This window comes from Enterococcus sp. AZ048 (assembly GCF_051715125.1).
GTDB classification, from domain to species: domain Bacteria; phylum Bacillota; class Bacilli; order Lactobacillales; family Enterococcaceae; genus Enterococcus_A; species Enterococcus_A gilvus.
On the sequence record NZ_JBIOTD010000001.1, the window covers coordinates 2,617,168 to 2,632,576 of the forward strand.

At 43.9% G+C, this 15,409-nt stretch carries 18 protein-coding genes; 5 read left to right on the forward strand and 13 right to left on the reverse strand.

Annotated features, from left to right (window positions below; all coding sequences use genetic code 11):
• Nucleotides 1-103: 103 nt before the first annotated feature.
• The gene (locus IGI66_RS12835; protein WP_254908417.1) at nt 104-1,165 is read right to left on the reverse strand and encodes a LacI family DNA-binding transcriptional regulator; all 1,062 of its coding nucleotides are present in this window, start codon (nt 1,163-1,165) and stop codon (nt 104-106) included.
• A gap of 152 nt (nt 1,166-1,317) precedes the next feature.
• Here IGI66_RS12835 and IGI66_RS12840 point away from each other — a divergent pair, with 152 nt between their 5' ends.
• Nucleotides 1,318-1,689, forward strand: a complete 372-nt coding sequence (locus IGI66_RS12840) for a hypothetical protein (protein WP_438849176.1) — start codon at nt 1,318-1,320, stop codon at nt 1,687-1,689.
• Between the two features lie 100 nt (nt 1,690-1,789).
• A complete protein-coding gene (locus tag IGI66_RS12845) occupies nt 1,790-2,557 on the forward strand; it encodes an alpha/beta hydrolase (RefSeq protein WP_438849177.1) in 768 nt (255 codons plus the stop codon).
• Nucleotides 2,558-2,594: 37 nt separating this feature from the next.
• Here the strand turns inward: IGI66_RS12845 and IGI66_RS12850 are convergent, their stop codons facing one another.
• The 12 genes from IGI66_RS12850 to IGI66_RS12905 form a co-directional block, all read right to left on the reverse strand.
• Nucleotides 2,595-3,821: a zinc-binding dehydrogenase gene (locus IGI66_RS12850; protein WP_010779520.1), complete on the reverse strand. Its 1,227-nt coding sequence runs from the start codon at nt 3,819-3,821 to the stop codon at nt 2,595-2,597.
• A 27-nt stretch (nt 3,822-3,848) separates the two neighbouring features.
• Nucleotides 3,849-4,697: a PTS system mannose/fructose/sorbose family transporter subunit IID gene (locus IGI66_RS12855; RefSeq protein WP_438849296.1), complete on the reverse strand. Its 849-nt coding sequence runs from the start codon at nt 4,695-4,697 to the stop codon at nt 3,849-3,851.
• A 27-nt stretch (nt 4,698-4,724) separates the two neighbouring features.
• Nucleotides 4,725-5,537, reverse strand: a complete 813-nt coding sequence (locus IGI66_RS12860; RefSeq protein ID WP_086306367.1) for a PTS mannose/fructose/sorbose transporter subunit IIC — start codon at nt 5,535-5,537, stop codon at nt 4,725-4,727.
• A 28-nt stretch (nt 5,538-5,565) separates the two neighbouring features.
• Nucleotides 5,566-6,054 (reverse strand): mannose/fructose/sorbose PTS transporter subunit IIB, encoded by a 489-nt coding sequence (locus IGI66_RS12865; protein WP_010779517.1) that lies wholly within the window; start codon nt 6,052-6,054, stop codon nt 5,566-5,568.
• Nucleotide 6,055: 1 nt separating this feature from the next.
• Nucleotides 6,056-6,469, reverse strand: a complete 414-nt coding sequence (locus IGI66_RS12870) for a PTS sugar transporter subunit IIA (RefSeq protein WP_010779516.1) — start codon at nt 6,467-6,469, stop codon at nt 6,056-6,058.
• 105 nt (nt 6,470-6,574) lie between these two features.
• Nucleotides 6,575-7,375 (reverse strand): SDR family oxidoreductase, encoded by an 801-nt coding sequence (locus IGI66_RS12875; RefSeq protein WP_438849178.1) that lies wholly within the window; start codon nt 7,373-7,375, stop codon nt 6,575-6,577.
• A gap of 182 nt (nt 7,376-7,557) precedes the next feature.
• On the reverse strand, nt 7,558-8,031 hold the full coding sequence (locus tag IGI66_RS12880; protein WP_438849179.1) for a hypothetical protein: 474 nt from the start codon (nt 8,029-8,031) through the stop codon (nt 7,558-7,560).
• A 56-nt stretch (nt 8,032-8,087) separates the two neighbouring features.
• The gene (locus IGI66_RS12885; RefSeq protein WP_438849180.1) at nt 8,088-8,954 is read right to left on the reverse strand and encodes a helix-turn-helix transcriptional regulator; all 867 of its coding nucleotides are present in this window, start codon (nt 8,952-8,954) and stop codon (nt 8,088-8,090) included.
• A 33-nt stretch (nt 8,955-8,987) separates the two neighbouring features.
• Entirely contained in the window at nt 8,988-9,935 is a 948-nt protein-coding gene (locus IGI66_RS12890; protein WP_010779512.1) for a sugar-binding transcriptional regulator, read from the reverse strand.
• 139 nt (nt 9,936-10,074) lie between these two features.
• Nucleotides 10,075-10,674: a class I SAM-dependent methyltransferase gene (locus IGI66_RS12895; RefSeq protein WP_438849181.1), complete on the reverse strand. Its 600-nt coding sequence runs from the start codon at nt 10,672-10,674 to the stop codon at nt 10,075-10,077.
• A 4-nt stretch (nt 10,675-10,678) separates the two neighbouring features.
• Complete coding sequence (locus IGI66_RS12900; protein ID WP_438849182.1) at nt 10,679-11,260, reverse strand: SGNH/GDSL hydrolase family protein; 582 nt, start codon at nt 11,258-11,260, stop codon at nt 10,679-10,681.
• Nucleotides 11,261-11,314: 54 nt separating this feature from the next.
• Nucleotides 11,315-11,932: a GrpB family protein gene (locus IGI66_RS12905; RefSeq protein WP_438849183.1), complete on the reverse strand. Its 618-nt coding sequence runs from the start codon at nt 11,930-11,932 to the stop codon at nt 11,315-11,317.
• A 354-nt stretch (nt 11,933-12,286) separates the two neighbouring features.
• Between IGI66_RS12905 and coaA the strand changes: the two genes are divergently transcribed.
• The 3 genes from coaA (at nt 12,287) to IGI66_RS12920 (ending at nt 15,402) form a co-directional block, all read left to right on the forward strand.
• On the forward strand, nt 12,287-13,210 hold the full coding sequence (gene coaA, locus IGI66_RS12910) for a type I pantothenate kinase (protein WP_010779508.1): 924 nt from the start codon (nt 12,287-12,289) through the stop codon (nt 13,208-13,210).
• A gap of 56 nt (nt 13,211-13,266) precedes the next feature.
• A complete protein-coding gene (gene guaA, locus IGI66_RS12915) occupies nt 13,267-14,835 on the forward strand; it encodes a glutamine-hydrolyzing GMP synthase (protein WP_288226830.1) in 1,569 nt (522 codons plus the stop codon).
• Between the two features lie 189 nt (nt 14,836-15,024).
• The gene (locus IGI66_RS12920) at nt 15,025-15,402 is read left to right on the forward strand and encodes a hypothetical protein (protein ID WP_438849184.1); all 378 of its coding nucleotides are present in this window, start codon (nt 15,025-15,027) and stop codon (nt 15,400-15,402) included.
• Nucleotides 15,403-15,409 lie beyond the last annotated feature (7 nt).

Here is a 15,409-nt window from a genome sequence, read left to right on the forward strand (position 1 = left end):
AAAATCGCGAAAGGTAAACCACTTTAGTAAAACAGTTTACTTATCGAAGAAGCGCTTTCTGTCAGCGCTACCATTGTTACTATAACGGGTCTTACTCCCGTTGTCAACTATGACCTACACTTTTCACACTCTCACGAATAATTAATTTAGTTTGGAAGATTTTATTCGGAATTCGCTGAGAAGGGAAATTGATCGCATCGACTAAAAACTTAGCAGCAGAAAAGCCGATTTCTGTACTTGGTTGGAAAACAGTCGTCAGCGGCGGCACCATATACTGACTTACTTCCAAGCCGTCGAATCCAACGACCGAAATATCTTCAGGAATCTTCAATCCCGCTTCGTACACTGCTTGGTAACAGCCGATCGCCATCTCGTCATTTCCGCAAAATATCGCTGTAATCTCTTTGTTCTTTAACACTTCTTTTGCAGCATGATACCCGCCAGAAATAGTCAGCTCACCTGAACAAATATAGCTCTCCTCAAAAGGAAGTTGATACTCATAAACAACTTGCCGGTACGCTTTGACACGTTCTGTTAATTGGTAGTAGCCTTCGCTCTCTTTCAGCATCCCAATATGCCGATGACCTTTATCTACCAACATTCTTAGGACGTCCTGAGCTCCCGCATACTCCTGCACCAAAAGCTGCCCCCAGTCGCGATCGTTTAGTCCCCGGTCGATCAACACGATGGGGTGTTTGCGATAAAAATCGCTCCCCAGTGTATGCTCGTCTTCCAGATGATTGGGCGTAGCCAGTAATATCCCGTCTACTGAACGATGAGATAACTCATTTAGGTACCGTTTTTCTTGCTCTTTGTCATGACGTGAATTACATAAAATAATCATATAGCCTAAAGGATTTAGATAACTTTCCACCCCTTCGATCACTTTTGAAAAGAAAAAGTCTGTCACATCCGGCACGATCATTCCAATCGTTTTCGAATGACGATTGATCAAATTGGCCGCAAAAAAATCCGGTTTGTATTGATATTCCTCGACGATCGCAAGGACTTTTTTTCGTGTCTGCTCACTGAATCGACTGCCCTTATTATTCAAGATCTGCGACACCGTCGTTACTGAAACGCCTGCTAATTCGGCAATTTCTTTGATGGTGATCTTCATCCTAGTCCTTCTCTCTGTATTTTTTTTAAGTGTAGCAAAGGAAATTTTAGAAAGAAAGCCTTTTTCAAAATTAACGCCAGCTGAAGGAGCAAAGTCTGCCTATCTGGCGTATACCATATTTGCGAGACGACTTACTTGCCGTCTCAAAAAAAGAGCGTAAATTAAGGATAGATCCACTCTCAAGGCAGGTGAGAAAAATGCTTGATGTTTTAGGAGCAATCAAAAATCTACAATGGACGACAGAGCATCACTTTCTGCATATCAAAAACCAGCATGACTTCATTCGTATTTGGGCGATTCAATTTGAGCTTGCCTATACTGATTTTCGCGTCATTCAGCTAGCACTGCAATTAGATGCTCAAACTGAGCTGCTGCAGCAGTTTACAAAAGCGTATGATGCCGTTTATCGCTATGAATATGCGTTTGCGAAAGACGGATTAGAAGGCTTTAACCAAGAGTTTGGCTATCAAATGGGGACTTACGAAGAAGCTCACGATAACTTCTTAACGGTGTTAGCTGCGTTAGCAAAATTACAGCCCCAGCCGACAGAAGAGAATGATTTAGTCTAGGACACGCAGTCGATTTAAAAACTTAATCAAATCAATCCCTCAAAATCAAATTTATTATTCTGCGAGAAAAAAAAGAAAAAGAAAAAAGAAGCGAGACACTATGATCAAAGATTATGTATATGATAATAAAAATCAATTAACGTTAGACATTTACGAGCCTGAAACAATCGAAGCGGCGATTATTCTGATTCATGGAGGCGGCTGGTTCCGTGGGGACAAATCAAAGGAAGCGGCGCTGGCGGAACGCTTAGTCTCAGACGGATTTCTCGTTGTCGCACCCAATTATCGTTTAGCGCCAGACCATATCTTTCCGGCTGCAATGGATGATTTACTAGCTGTCTATGACTGTCTAGCTGCCAGCGATTATCCAGTAAAAGGAAAAATCACTGCACTCGGCTCTTCAGCCGGCGGGAACTTATCGATCGAATTGGCGTTACAAAGAGGGATTCCAGCGGCTTCTTGGTCTGGCATCATCGATCTTTATGATTGGGTGCAGCAACACCCCGAAGTTGTTGCCGCAATGAACCAAAAGCCTGACTTTGATAAACAAGCCAGCGGAAAAATCGACCAAGACGGTGCCAACGATGCTTTTTATAAATGGTTCGTTTTAAATTACGTGAACCAAGGTGAAGCGCTTTTAAAACAAGCAGATCCGTTGTCTCGTGTTTCGGATAAAAGCGGCCCACTCTTCCTCGCTAACTCCCTGCATGAATTAGTGCCCCTGACTGGCGTATATAAATTACAAAGTCAATTGGCTGAAAATGGGGTCCCAAGTGAAGTAAAACTTATCACTGGCACCGTACACGGCGAGGGCTACGCGGATATCGCTTATTCATCAACGATTCAATTTTTGAAAGACAATCTATAAAAAAACGCCGCAGAGACTAATTTCTCTGCGGTCGTTTTTATATTTCTGGATAGTTTTCTAAGACATAATTTTCGGCTTTTTGACTCCATATACCGTCTGTCTCTGCTAAGATTTTTCCTAGATCTGATTGCTCATCGATGTCTGACACTTTTTTCAACTCTGATTGCTTATGGGTGTAAACAAGTTTTTTCCCGCCGCCAATTGCTGGCTGGTTCAGCGTGGTTTCACCCACCGCATCTAAGCCTAAAATATGTGTCACCACATTTGCCACGTGGACCTGCTTGTTTTCGATCAGCTTCACCGCTTTGCGCATATCTTCTGTATTGCCGCCAGAGGTCCCAACAAAGTGTGTAAATGAATAATGAACGTCATAAAAGTTTACATTCGCTGAAAATTCTTTGTCCTGCGGCCCTGCAAAGAAATTCAGACACCCATCAGGATTCAGCATTGCAGCCGCGTCACTAACGACTGGACCGACTGGAACCATGACAAAAATATCATCAAATCCGCCGCCGACCGTTTCCTTCAAAAGACTGACCTGATCGTCAACATCGCCGACATTCACATAAGAAACCTCAATGCCCTTTTGACTCGGATAAAGCTTCGAAGCCCGTGCCAATTTTTCGGGATCGCGATCTGTAATGACCAACTTCTTCGGATTGAGCGGCCCGTGCAATGCGTAATCAATCGCCAACAACCCCATTGGACCCGTTCCGCCCATGATCAATAGATTGCCGCCTTCTTTGATCCCCATCTTATGTTCATAAGAGCCTTCTTTTAAATGATAATTCGCTTCGAAGGCACCAATCACACACGACAAAGGCTCGATCAGCGATCCTTCAAAATACGTATCTCCCTTGTATGGAATCAAACAATCCTGATTCATCACATCTTCTGAGATCACGATATAGGTGGCATCGCCGCCTGTATAAGGATACGAATAGCCGGGACAATCTGGACGATCCGGTAATTGAAGATTTGCCTGTAATACATAGCGCTCACCCTTTTTATATTTGTGCGCCCATTTTCCGCCTACTTCCAACAGCTCGCCACAAAACTCATGACCGACAATAATTGGCTCTTCGGCAAGATTATTTGGCGCCTTTTTATGGTCGGCACCCTGGTTCGCTAATTTCCATGTTGACATACAAATACTGTCGGTGATGACAGATGCTAAAATTTCATTTTCTTTGATTTCAGGTAATTCAAATTCCTCCAAGCGCAAATCTTTCTTACCGTATAAACGCACTGCTTTTGTTTTCACTGCTATTCCCCCTAAAATTACGACTGCTTAAGCTAAAATTCCTAACCAATAACCAAGAATACCGACCGCAAACAACACGAAGATCAAGACGATCGGACTGACTTTTTTCTTCAATAAATACATCATCAATAACGTCAAACCTAATGCAGGCAATCCCGGCACCAAATCATCCAAGACATTCTGAACCGTTGTAATAACTGTTTCGCCATCTGAACCAGGTGTTCTGGATACCACCAATGGAATGTTGATCGTTGTCCATTTTGTGACTAAAACACCCATGATGAACAATCCTAAAATCGTCGCTCCCTCAGTTAATTTTTGCAGCAAGTTGCCGGAGAGGTCTTTGACGATATCCATTCCTTTGCTGAAGCCATACGTAAGACCGAACCATTTCATCGATAAACGGATCGCATTGAAGGCCACGAAGAACAAAATCGGTCCCATCGCATTTCCCGACAATGCCAAGGATGCACCCAACGCCGCCGTGATCGGTCGCAATGTTCCCCAAACCAACGGATCGCCTACACCTGCCAGCGGTCCCATCAATCCAACCTTCAAACTATTGATCGTTCCATCATCAATGTCCGCTCCGCTTGCCCGCGCTTCCTCCATCGCCATCGTCACACCGATGACCGGTCCGCACACTGCCGGAGTCGTATTGAAGAAGGTTAAATGTCGTTTCAAAGCTTCCGACTGTTCTTCTTTTGTCTTGTACATGCGACGAATCGTTGGGATCATATCCACACAAAAAGCCAAGGCGTGAATTCGTTCAAAGTTGAAGGAGGCTTGCTGAAAGTTTGAAAAAACAAAGGTGGTCATCAAATCTTTCCTCGTTAACTGCGACTGTGCATAAATATCTTTCTTTGTTTCTACCATTGACGTGTTTTCCATTTTCTTGCCCCCTTAATCTTCTAATTCATCATCGGCCAATTCGCCAGCAACGACCGCCGCCATCTGATTGCCTTGACCCTCATTTTTCTTAAAGTTGGGATTTAGCTGCACATAGACTAACGCTGTGATCAAACCAATGATCCCGAAGGCCAATAAACTGAATTCTAAGTAACCGCCCATCACAAAGCCTAGATAGAAGAATGGCATCAAGTACGCCACGCTCATCATATTCAGTACCATCGCATATCCGACTACTACGATAAATCCGCCGGCTACCGCTAATCCGCCTGTAATCACATCTGGAATCATGTTCAACATATTCGTGACCATCTCCGCACTAACGAATGCTGCTACGATCGTGGCTGGGATCGCTACCCGCAAAGCTTGGATGAATAAGGCACTAAAATGCAGGAAGATGATTTTATTAAAATTCGCTTTTTCCGCTTCACGATCCGCTGCATGCTGGAAGGCTACCGTGATCGTCCGTGCGATGACCGTCAGCACTTGCCCGGCTGCCGCAACAGGTAATGCGATCGCGATCCCCGATTGAATGTCCTGCTGGCCCACCACAACCAAGATCGTAGAGATCACACTTGCCAACGCCGAATCTGGTGATTGCGCCGCGCCGATATTCATCCAGCCTAATGCGATCAATTCCAAGGTTCCGCCTAAGATGATCCCTGTAGTCACATCGCCTAAGATCAACCCCACCATTGTACAGGCGATCAATGGCCGATGGGTTTGAAATTCATCTAATACACTGCCCATCCCACACACACATGAAAAAAGAAAAATAAGTACAATCTGTAACGCTGATAATTCCATTTTTGTGTCCTCCTCTTACTATCGCTAGTTAAAATCCGGCTTCCTTCAGTTTTTCTTCAAAATTACCTTTTGGATCGGTCGCCACGACCCGTAAATCCAGCTCCACACCTGATGCCTCCAGCTTGCGAAACGCATCTGCTTCTGTTTGATCAACAGAGACAGCTTTGGTGATTTGCGTGCGCCCCGTTTTGAATTGCATCCCTCCGATGTTGATAGATGTGATCGGCACGTTCATTTCGACCAATTCCAACACTTCCATTGGGTTCGTGAATAAATAAAAGACTGTTTCGCTCGCATATTTTGGGTTGTGATAGACCTTCATTGCCTTTTCCGGATCAACGATATTTACTTTGATTCCAGGAGGTGCTGCTTGCTTTACCAATGTTTTACGAATGTCATCATTCGCCACTTCTTTACTGACCACAATGATTCGTTTTGCCCCTGCTTCTTTCGCCCAAACCGTTGCCACCTGCCCATGGATCAAACGATCATCAATTCGTGCTAAGTTGATCTTCATCTTAGAAATCCTCCTCTTCTTCAATCAATTGCTGCTTAAACGCTTTCACCGTATCGCAAGGAATGCTTGTAGCATGATTCACAATATCCTGCAAACGACTTCCCAGCATACTGGCTACCTCCAAGACGATCGGCAGCGACATGCCCGACACGACTTCGATCTCACGCTCTGGATGCTTCATCGCCACCGCGCAGCTGGCGTTATAAGGCGTGCCGCAAAATAAATCCGTCAATACTAGATAGGACGCTTCCTGATCCTTCATCGCTGCAAAAACTTTTTCCTGAATCGTGTCCAGCCCTTCTTCCTTCAAAAATTCCACGGATTCAAAATCTGGCAATGCCCCAAAAATCATTTCTGCTGAATTTTTCATTTCGTGGGCCAGCTTCCCGTGTGCTACCAAAATTACTTTGTTCATATGTCCCTCCTTAGTCGTTTTACTGATCTGCGAAACGTTGCACCAACAACTTTTTAACTCTTCATTTTGCTCCACCGACTGCTAAATTCAGTGGAGCAAAAGTGATTACCCTCTTGTCTTGCCTCCAGCAACATTGACCGTCACACCGTCCACGTAACTTGAGCGTCCAGAAACGAAGTATGCGACTAAGTCAGCCACTTCACGTAATTTTCCGTCGCGGCCTAGCGGGATCGTCTTTGTATTGGTATAACCCGCTCGCAGCTGCTCCACCGAAATTCCTCGAGTATACGCCAGTGCCGTTTCGTATTCGATCGTGCGCAGCCCCGTCTCTTCCATGATTCCCGGAGCGATGCCAACGACACGAACGCCCTTTTTGCCTAATTCTTTCGCCCATGAACGTGTAAAGCTGTTTACCGCCGCTTTGGTCGCTGCGTATACGCTTTGACCTTCTGACCCTTCTAGTCCGCATTCTGAAGACATATTGATGATGACGCCGTAGCCTTGATTCACCATTACTCGACCAACGGCTTGACCCATCAAGTAAACCCCTTTTTGATTGATAGCAATCATCTTATTAAAAATGTGCTCGTTGATTTGAAATTTTCCGTCTTCAGTCATTTCCTCATCGACCAATAGTGCCGGGATGTTGATCCCTGCATTATTAACCACTGCATCGATTGTTTGAAATTTGTCAACGGTAGTAGCGATTGTTTTTTCAACTGATTCTGGAGAAGTCACATCTGTTTGGCTAAAAACCAATTTCTCATGTGTGAATGCACCTTCTCGCAGATCAGCATTGACCACGTTGATACCCAATTCGCACAATTCTTTAACAATGGCCGCTCCGATACCAGATGACCCTCCTGTGACAACGACTGTTTTCCCCTGAACATTTAACCAATCCATCGTGAACGCCCCTTTTTAACATTTGTGATTTTAATTTAACATTTGTTGCACCTTTATAGTAAAGGCAAAAGAAAACGTTGTCAATCACTTTTTGCAACTTTTTTAAAATGAAATCACAAAAGTGCTAAAAAGTACAAAAAAAAAACGGATAAGCTTTACACTTATCCGAGTGGCTTTCACGCTTATTCATAAACCAATTCCATAATCGTCTCTTGCTGCTCTGCTGGAATCTCCTCATCGCTAAGGTAGTACTCATACGACGTACCGATAAATTTCCCGCCGATCCGCTTGATCTCATCCAGCATGGCGAAATAAGGATCGGTCATCTCCTCGTATCTTCCAACATACAAATAAGACAGCGCCTTATAGGACGGTAGAAAATAGCTGTCACTGGCAATCGTAGAAGCATTTTTCACTTCCTCTGCGACAGGAAATCCGACTTCCATCTTGACTCTTGTTTCATCCACTCCGCCGCTTTCGTCCATGTTCTTATACGACACGAAGGGCGTGCTTAGAATCTGTATCCCTTGCTCCTGAATAAATCCTCCTAGTTTCATAAAGGTGGGACCAATGACCTGTGGGATTTCCTCAACTTTTACGGTGAAGCTTTGGGAAAGAATCCATTGTTCTGGTTTTACGATTTGTTCGAAGTGCATCTTTCTCTCCTCCTTTTCTCTTAGTTTATCGAATCAAGTTGCCAGAACATGTCATATTAAAAATGATTCTCGTAAAAAGCGGCGACGTGATTGAGGACTTTTTCGCGAATCCAGCTTGGTCCGAGAATTTCAACATTTTTCCCTAATGGAATCAAAAAACGATACAGATCGTCAAATTCCGCAAACTCCAAGACAGCATCAAAGCTGCTGTCAGCGTTATCCTGCCACTCAAAATCCGCAAACTCGGCATACTTTTTATAGGCGATCCGCTTGCTGAAGCGCAATTGGACAGATAACCGGGGAAATACTACGACTTCTTCAGGAAAGTCGTAAGTGATCCGCTCCTTTAAAACAACTTGCTTGATTTGTTTGAGAGGAAAGAGCATCCACTCTTTTTTCGTCAATTCCAAGGCCAGCAAATACCAGGTCTGATACTTATACAGCACACGTTTAGGCGCCAGAGACAACAAACGTGTTTGCCCATATTCCGTATGATACACACAGTCGACCTCGCAATGATTGAATAACGCTTCTCTGATTTTTTCGAATGTCTGACTGGTAATTTCTGTCTGACTCAGATCGATCTCCAGCCACTCGCTCCAATCATAGACTGTCCCCATTTTTTTCAATAGTTCTTCTGTGTCAGCCAACCCTACTGATTGCAGCAAATGCAGCGCTAAAAACAAGTCGTCCTGCTCCTCTTTTTCAATCAACGCGTGGCTCACCTGATAAGAGTCATCCAGAAAAATCCCGCCGTTGCGCCCTTTATTCGCATACACAGGCACGCCCGCCAAACTCAGTGCATCCACATCGCGATAGATCGTTCGAACTGAAACTTGGAAACGTTCCGCCAATTCCTTTGCAGTTACTTGCTTGCGGCTCAATAAAATCAAGGTCGTTTGAAGCAATCGAATTACTTGCATGGCTCCTCCTTAAATAGAAAAAGACAGGTTTCCCTATCTTTTCAATACTTCCCGCGCCGTTTCTTCTGTCGTGACCAATACATTGATGTAGCGGCCTTTGAGTGCACTGGCGATCGCGTCGGCTTTATCCACTGCTTCTGCTACACCGATCCGATACGGTGCCCGTTTTAATTCAGCGATGTCGATCCCGATCAATCGGTCATCTAAGGTATTGTCAATGTGTTCGCCTTCGATATTATAAAAGCGGGAAACAACATCCCCGACTACCTTTTTACCTTCTAAATACGTCAAAACATCTTCTCCATAGAACTGTTTCCAGCTTTCACTCGCCTTTAACGTAGGAGAACCGATCCCTAAAATCGCCACATCGATCTTCCGCCAATAATCAATCAGCTCTTGGTTGAACTCGTTTTCCATCAATGCCTTTTTCAACGCGACTGTTTCAGGAAAAGCCGGCGAATCAATCAACAAGGCACGACCATTCAATTTTTTCGATGCTTCATACGTGATCGTATTGACATGAAAATCGCTGATGAGGCGTCCAGAGGGCCCGCCGATCATCGGTACACACAAAATATTCTCAGCATCGTATTGACCTAATCCTTCTGGGATAGCAGCCATCGTCTCTCCCCATGAGAACCCAAAGATCATCTCATCTTTAATGATCTCTGTTATGTACTCCCCTACGCCTTGAGCCAATAACTTATCCTTTTGCGTGCGGCTTAGATCTGTGCCCGCTTGGACGATGATCGCTTTTTCCAGACCAAATTTTTCTTGAAGCTCCTTTTCGATACTATACGTTCCTGCCTTGTCATAATTGATCGAGATGTTGACGATCCCTTCATTACGAGAACGCTTCAGCAGACGGCTGATCGTGCTGCGGTGGATATTCAGCTCTTTAGAAATCTGACTCTGATTTTTATCTTCTTGGTAATACATTTCAGCAATACGAACCAATAATTTATCTTCTTCTTTTTGCATGGACTCACTCCTCTCAAATCACATTTGTGAAAAACATGAGTTAATGTGATTATAGCGTGTCTTTTATCGAACTTGCAAGCCTTTTCCATTACGAAAAATCCCGTTCGCTCAAAAGTTGAACGAACGGGAGAGTCCTTTTCTATTCTTTTACGCTGGTAATAATATAGTACCCTTTGTCTTTTGCTGCGATCTCCGCATTGCCGAAGACCTCTTCCATCTTACTTTTCGCACTCGGTGCCCCTTGCTTTTTTTGAATAACGATCGTCAACGTACCGCCTTCTTTTAACAAAGGTGCCGCTTCGCTTAATATTTGATGAACGACTTTCTTTCCTGCACGGATCGGCGGATTACTGATGATCGCCGCGTATTCCTTTTGGTGCAGCGTCTCATAAATATTCGATTGATGAATATCCGCTTCAATGCCGTTTCGCTTCGCATTGCCTTGTGCCAGCTCCACCGCTCGATTGTTCACATCGATCATCTCAACGGGATGCCCCGTCTGATAAGCCAACGCCATCCCGATCGGGCCATACCCGCAGCCGACATCTAACAAGGTCCCTTCAGGTAATTCACTCGCCTCAAAATGTTCGATCAACGCCCGTGAGCCGTAATCCACTGTATCACGGGAGAACACCCCGCTGTCTGTTACAAATTGAAAATTTTTCCCTGCTAATTCAAAAGACCATTGATGCAGGTCGTGTGCGGTCTCAGGATTTTCGGAATAATAATGATTTGCCATAATTCTACCCTTCTGCTAGTAATATTTCTTTTATATCTCGTGCAATCAGTGCGCCTAAGAAATGATAGCCTTCTTCTGATGGATGAAGACCGTCATAGGATTGGACGAACTCATTGGGTTTTGGATAAACCGTCATATGATGATAGAGGTCAATCACATTCACGCCTGATTCTGCCGCCACCATTTTTGCCATCTGCGCAAAAAGCTGCTGCCGCTCGTTGTCACCCGCAGTATAAACCGCTGTGTTGATGTAGCCAGTCGTCAATATAATAACTTTTGACGCGTCAAAGGATTCGATCATCTCTTTCAGATTTTCACCAAAAGCTTCCAGTGAATTCTCGTGTGTCAAAGAATCATTGGTCCCAAACGAGATCACAACAAAATCACCCTCAGCATCCACAGCCTCTTCAACTCGAGCCAAACCATCTGAAGAAGTCTCGCCTCGTTTTCCTAATTTCACGATGGAGTAGCCTGGAAAGCCCATCTCCGTCAATTCATCAATGATATATGTGTCTAAAATATCACTGGTTTCACCATTCATGACACCTGCCAATAAACTATCGCCAAATAAAACGATTTTTTTCATTACGTTGTCCTCCTCGCGCTAGTATCGGTTCTATCATAGCATGAAACACGAAAATTATTCAGCCAAATAGCGCGGGCCGAACTCGTCTCTCGCCTTTTGGCTGTATTTCTGTACAAATGTCGTTTTCGCCTCGGTATAGGCATCCCGATCGTACTCAAACCTTTCCTTTAACGATTGCTTCAACACCCCATACTGCTCTGCGATTTCTGGATGTACCTGTAAATAATCACGAAAATACAATTCGTCCCAGTCTCCCACAGTTTTCACATGCAAATGGTACACCTTCTCCGCAAACCCAGCAGGTGTGTATCCCTTGTTCAAATCCAGCGTTTGGTTTTCTGCGTCCTTAGCCATCACCGTCCAGCCATCCGCCTCTAGCAAATCAGCGATGCGTTCCAGTGGATAATCCACAGGAAATTCTAGCAATATATCTACGATTGACTTCGCGATCAATCCCTCTACAGACGTACTGCCGATATGCGTGATCCGCTGGACATCAAACTCCCTGAACAATTCCAACAACTTGTGTTTTTCTTCCTCGTACCAGTCTGCGTACTTCGGATCGTGTTTGGCCAAAACGATCGGGAACAATTGCCACAATTCTTCCAGCGTCATATCTGACAACTCTTTTATAGTTCTCACCGCTTTCTTTGATTTTATTTCTTCTATCATACACTTTTTTTATGCTGCTCCTTTAATTTTCTTAATATCCCGATTATTTTCTCCCGCCCAACTAAAAATATGATGAAACTCCTACCATTCTGATAGCTTTTTACTGTTTTTTTCGGATAGAATGACCTATAGCTCTTTTTTAAGGGAAAATATTCGGATTTCTTGGAGTTGGAGCGATTCTGACTACGTTTTTTGTGTTAGAATAAGCGCAGTTATCAAAGGATGTCTGTTTACGCGTTCCGTTGCCGAGTCTCCTTTTAGAGGAGGACAGGCGGCAATCCTATCTCCATGAATGAGGTCCATTTACAGAATGATAAACAGCATGAATACCTTACTATGAATAAGGAGGCTGCTATGAACGAAAGAGGGAATTATTACCGGATCGCCCGGAATGAATGGCAAGATTTCTACACACCTGGAAATACGCCGTTGACCCAAGCTGAGTTGGATAGCATCAAAAGTTTGAATGACCGCATCTCCATGAAAGACGTGGAGGATGTTTATGTGCCATTGTGTCACCTGATCCACCTATATATGAAGGATTTTGAATCACTGACCTTAAGCAAAGGGTTGTTTCTGCACCGCTATGTAAAAATGCCGCCATTTATCATCGGGATCGCTGGTAGTGTGGCTGTCGGAAAAAGCACCACCGCTCGTTTATTGCAAACCTTATTAGACCGCTTGTTCAAACATCAAAACGTACAATTGATCACCACAGACGGGTTTCTCTACCCAAACGCCGTTTTAGAAGAACGCGGAATCATGGATCGCAAAGGATTTCCTGAAAGCTACGATATGGAAAAACTGATCGATGTATTGAATGAAGTGAAGTCGGGGAAAGAAAACATTCCCATTCCAAAATATTCTCATGATGTTTATGATATCGTCGAAGGCGAATTTGAAACCATCGATTCACCAGATATCTTGATCGTGGAAGGTATCAACACCTTGCAGCTCCCTGCCAACCAGCAAATCTACGTCAGCGATTTTTTCGACCTTTCGCTGTTTGTCGATGCTGATCCGCAAATGATCGAACGCTGGTACTTGGAACGGTTTGAATCCTTATTAGATACCGCCTTTAAAGATCCTGACAATTACTATTATCAGTATGCTATTGGGGATCGCCAAGAAGCGTTGACCATGGCCCAAGACGTTTGGAAAAATGTGAACTTGAAGAATTTAGAAGAGTACATCTTGCCAACAAGAGGCCGAGCTGATATTATCTTGCACAAGGCAAAGCATCATATTATTGATGAAATTTATTTGCGTAAATACTAGCTTATAAGGAAAGCTTGCTTTCTTTTATATATAAAACTTGAAAAGGGGTAATAATTGTGACAAACGTTTCTGCCGAAATGACAAACGTAGAAAAAATCATCGTACTTGACTATGGTAGCCAGTACAACCAATTAATCACTCGTCGTATCCGTGAATTCGGTGTTTTCTCAGAACTTATGAGCCACCGCATCACTGCTGAAGAAGTCAAAGCCATGAATCCAAAAGGAATCATCCTATCAGGTGGTCCTAACAGTGTTTATGACGAAGGAGCCTTCTCCATCGATCCAAAAATCTTTGAACTAGGCATTCCCGTTTTAGGTATCTGTTACGGCATGCAGCTGATCACGTACAACTTAGGCGGAAAAGTCGAACCTGCGAAAAATCGCGAATACGGACAAGCAACCCTAGAAGTCATCTCTGATGATGCCGTTCTATTTGCCGGTACACCAAAAGAACAAACTGTTTGGATGAGCCACGGCGACTTAGTAACTCAAGTCCCAGAAGGCTTCGAAAAAGTCGGCACCAGCAAAGACTGCCCGATCGCAGCGATCCAAGATACCAACCGCAACTTCTACGGCATCCAATTCCACGCAGAAGTGCGCCATTCAGAATACGGCAACGAACTGTTACGTCACTTTGCCCTAGATGTGTGTCAATGTAAAGGCGACTGGAGCATGGATAACTTCATCGAGATGCAAGTCGCAAAAATCCGCGAACAAGTCGGCGACAAAAAAGTCCTACTTGGTCTATCCGGCGGCGTGGACTCATCTGTCGTAGGTGTGCTTTTACAAAAAGCCATCGGCGATCAATTAACCTCGATCTTCGTAGACCACGGTCTATTACGTAAAAACGAAGGCGAACAAGTGATGGAAGCACTCGGCGGTAAATTCGGCCTAAACATCATCAAAGTCGATGCCCGTGACCGTTTCCTAGATAAATTAGCCGGCGTTTCTGATCCAGAGAAAAAACGTAAGATCATTGGGAACGAATTCGTTTACCTATTCGACGACGAAGCAACCAAACTTGCTGGTCAAGAAGGCATCTCTTTCTTAGCCCAAGGCACACTTTATACCGATGTGATCGAATCTGGTACCGAAACAGCGCAAACAATCAAATCTCACCATAACGTAGGTGGATTACCAGAAGATATGCAGTTCGAATTGATCGAACCACTAAATACTTTATTCAAAGACGAAGTTCGCGAATTAGGAACACAGCTTGGCATGCCTGACTCCATCGTATGGCGCCAACCATTCCCAGGACCAGGTCTAGGAATCCGCGTCCTTGGTGAAATCACCGAAGAAAAACTAGAGATCGTACGGGAATCAGACGCGATCCTGCGTGAAGAAATCGCCAACGCCGGTCTTGATCGCGACATCTGGCAATACTTCACTGTCCTACCAGGCATCCGTTCAGTCGGTGTGATGGGCGACGGCCGTACCTACGACTATACAGTCGGTATCCGCGCTGTCACTTCCATCGATGGTATGACCGCAGACTTCGCACGTATCCCATGGGATGTCTTGCAAAAAATTTCAGTCCGGATCGTGAATGAAGTCGCACATGTCAATCGGATTGTGTATGATATTACGAGTAAGCCGCCTGCTACGGTGGAGTGGGAATAATATACAGGTGAATAAATTTATACAAATTTTTCAGTTCATGTAACCGTGAAGCCAATCTTAATCGATTGGCTTTTTTCATGTTGAATATACTAACTACTGTTTCCATACAGAGTCCACGAAAGGGCTTTCCAAAGAAGAAACAATAACCTATAATTATTCTATATAAGTGTATGATTGGAGGATATTTACATGAAACGCATCTTTATTAGCTTTGCAATAGAGGATTCTAACTTAAGAGATTTTTTGGTTGGTCAAGCAAAAAATGCACATAGTCCTTTTGAATTTGTTGATATGTCAGTGAAAGAACCTTGGAGTGATTCATGGAAAACAAGATGTAGGACAAAAATCAAGGGGTGTGATGGTGTAATAGCAATTATCACCAAAAATACAATGAAAGCTGATGGCGAACGTTGGGAACTAAAATGTGCATCTGAGGAAAAAGTTCCTTGTTTAGGGATTTGGGGAAATGATAATCATTTGGGAGTAAATGTTCTCCCTGAGTTCCCTGCCTACAAAATGAGAGATTGGACATGGTCAAATATCTCTTCATGGCTTAATAATTTATAGGAGAAAA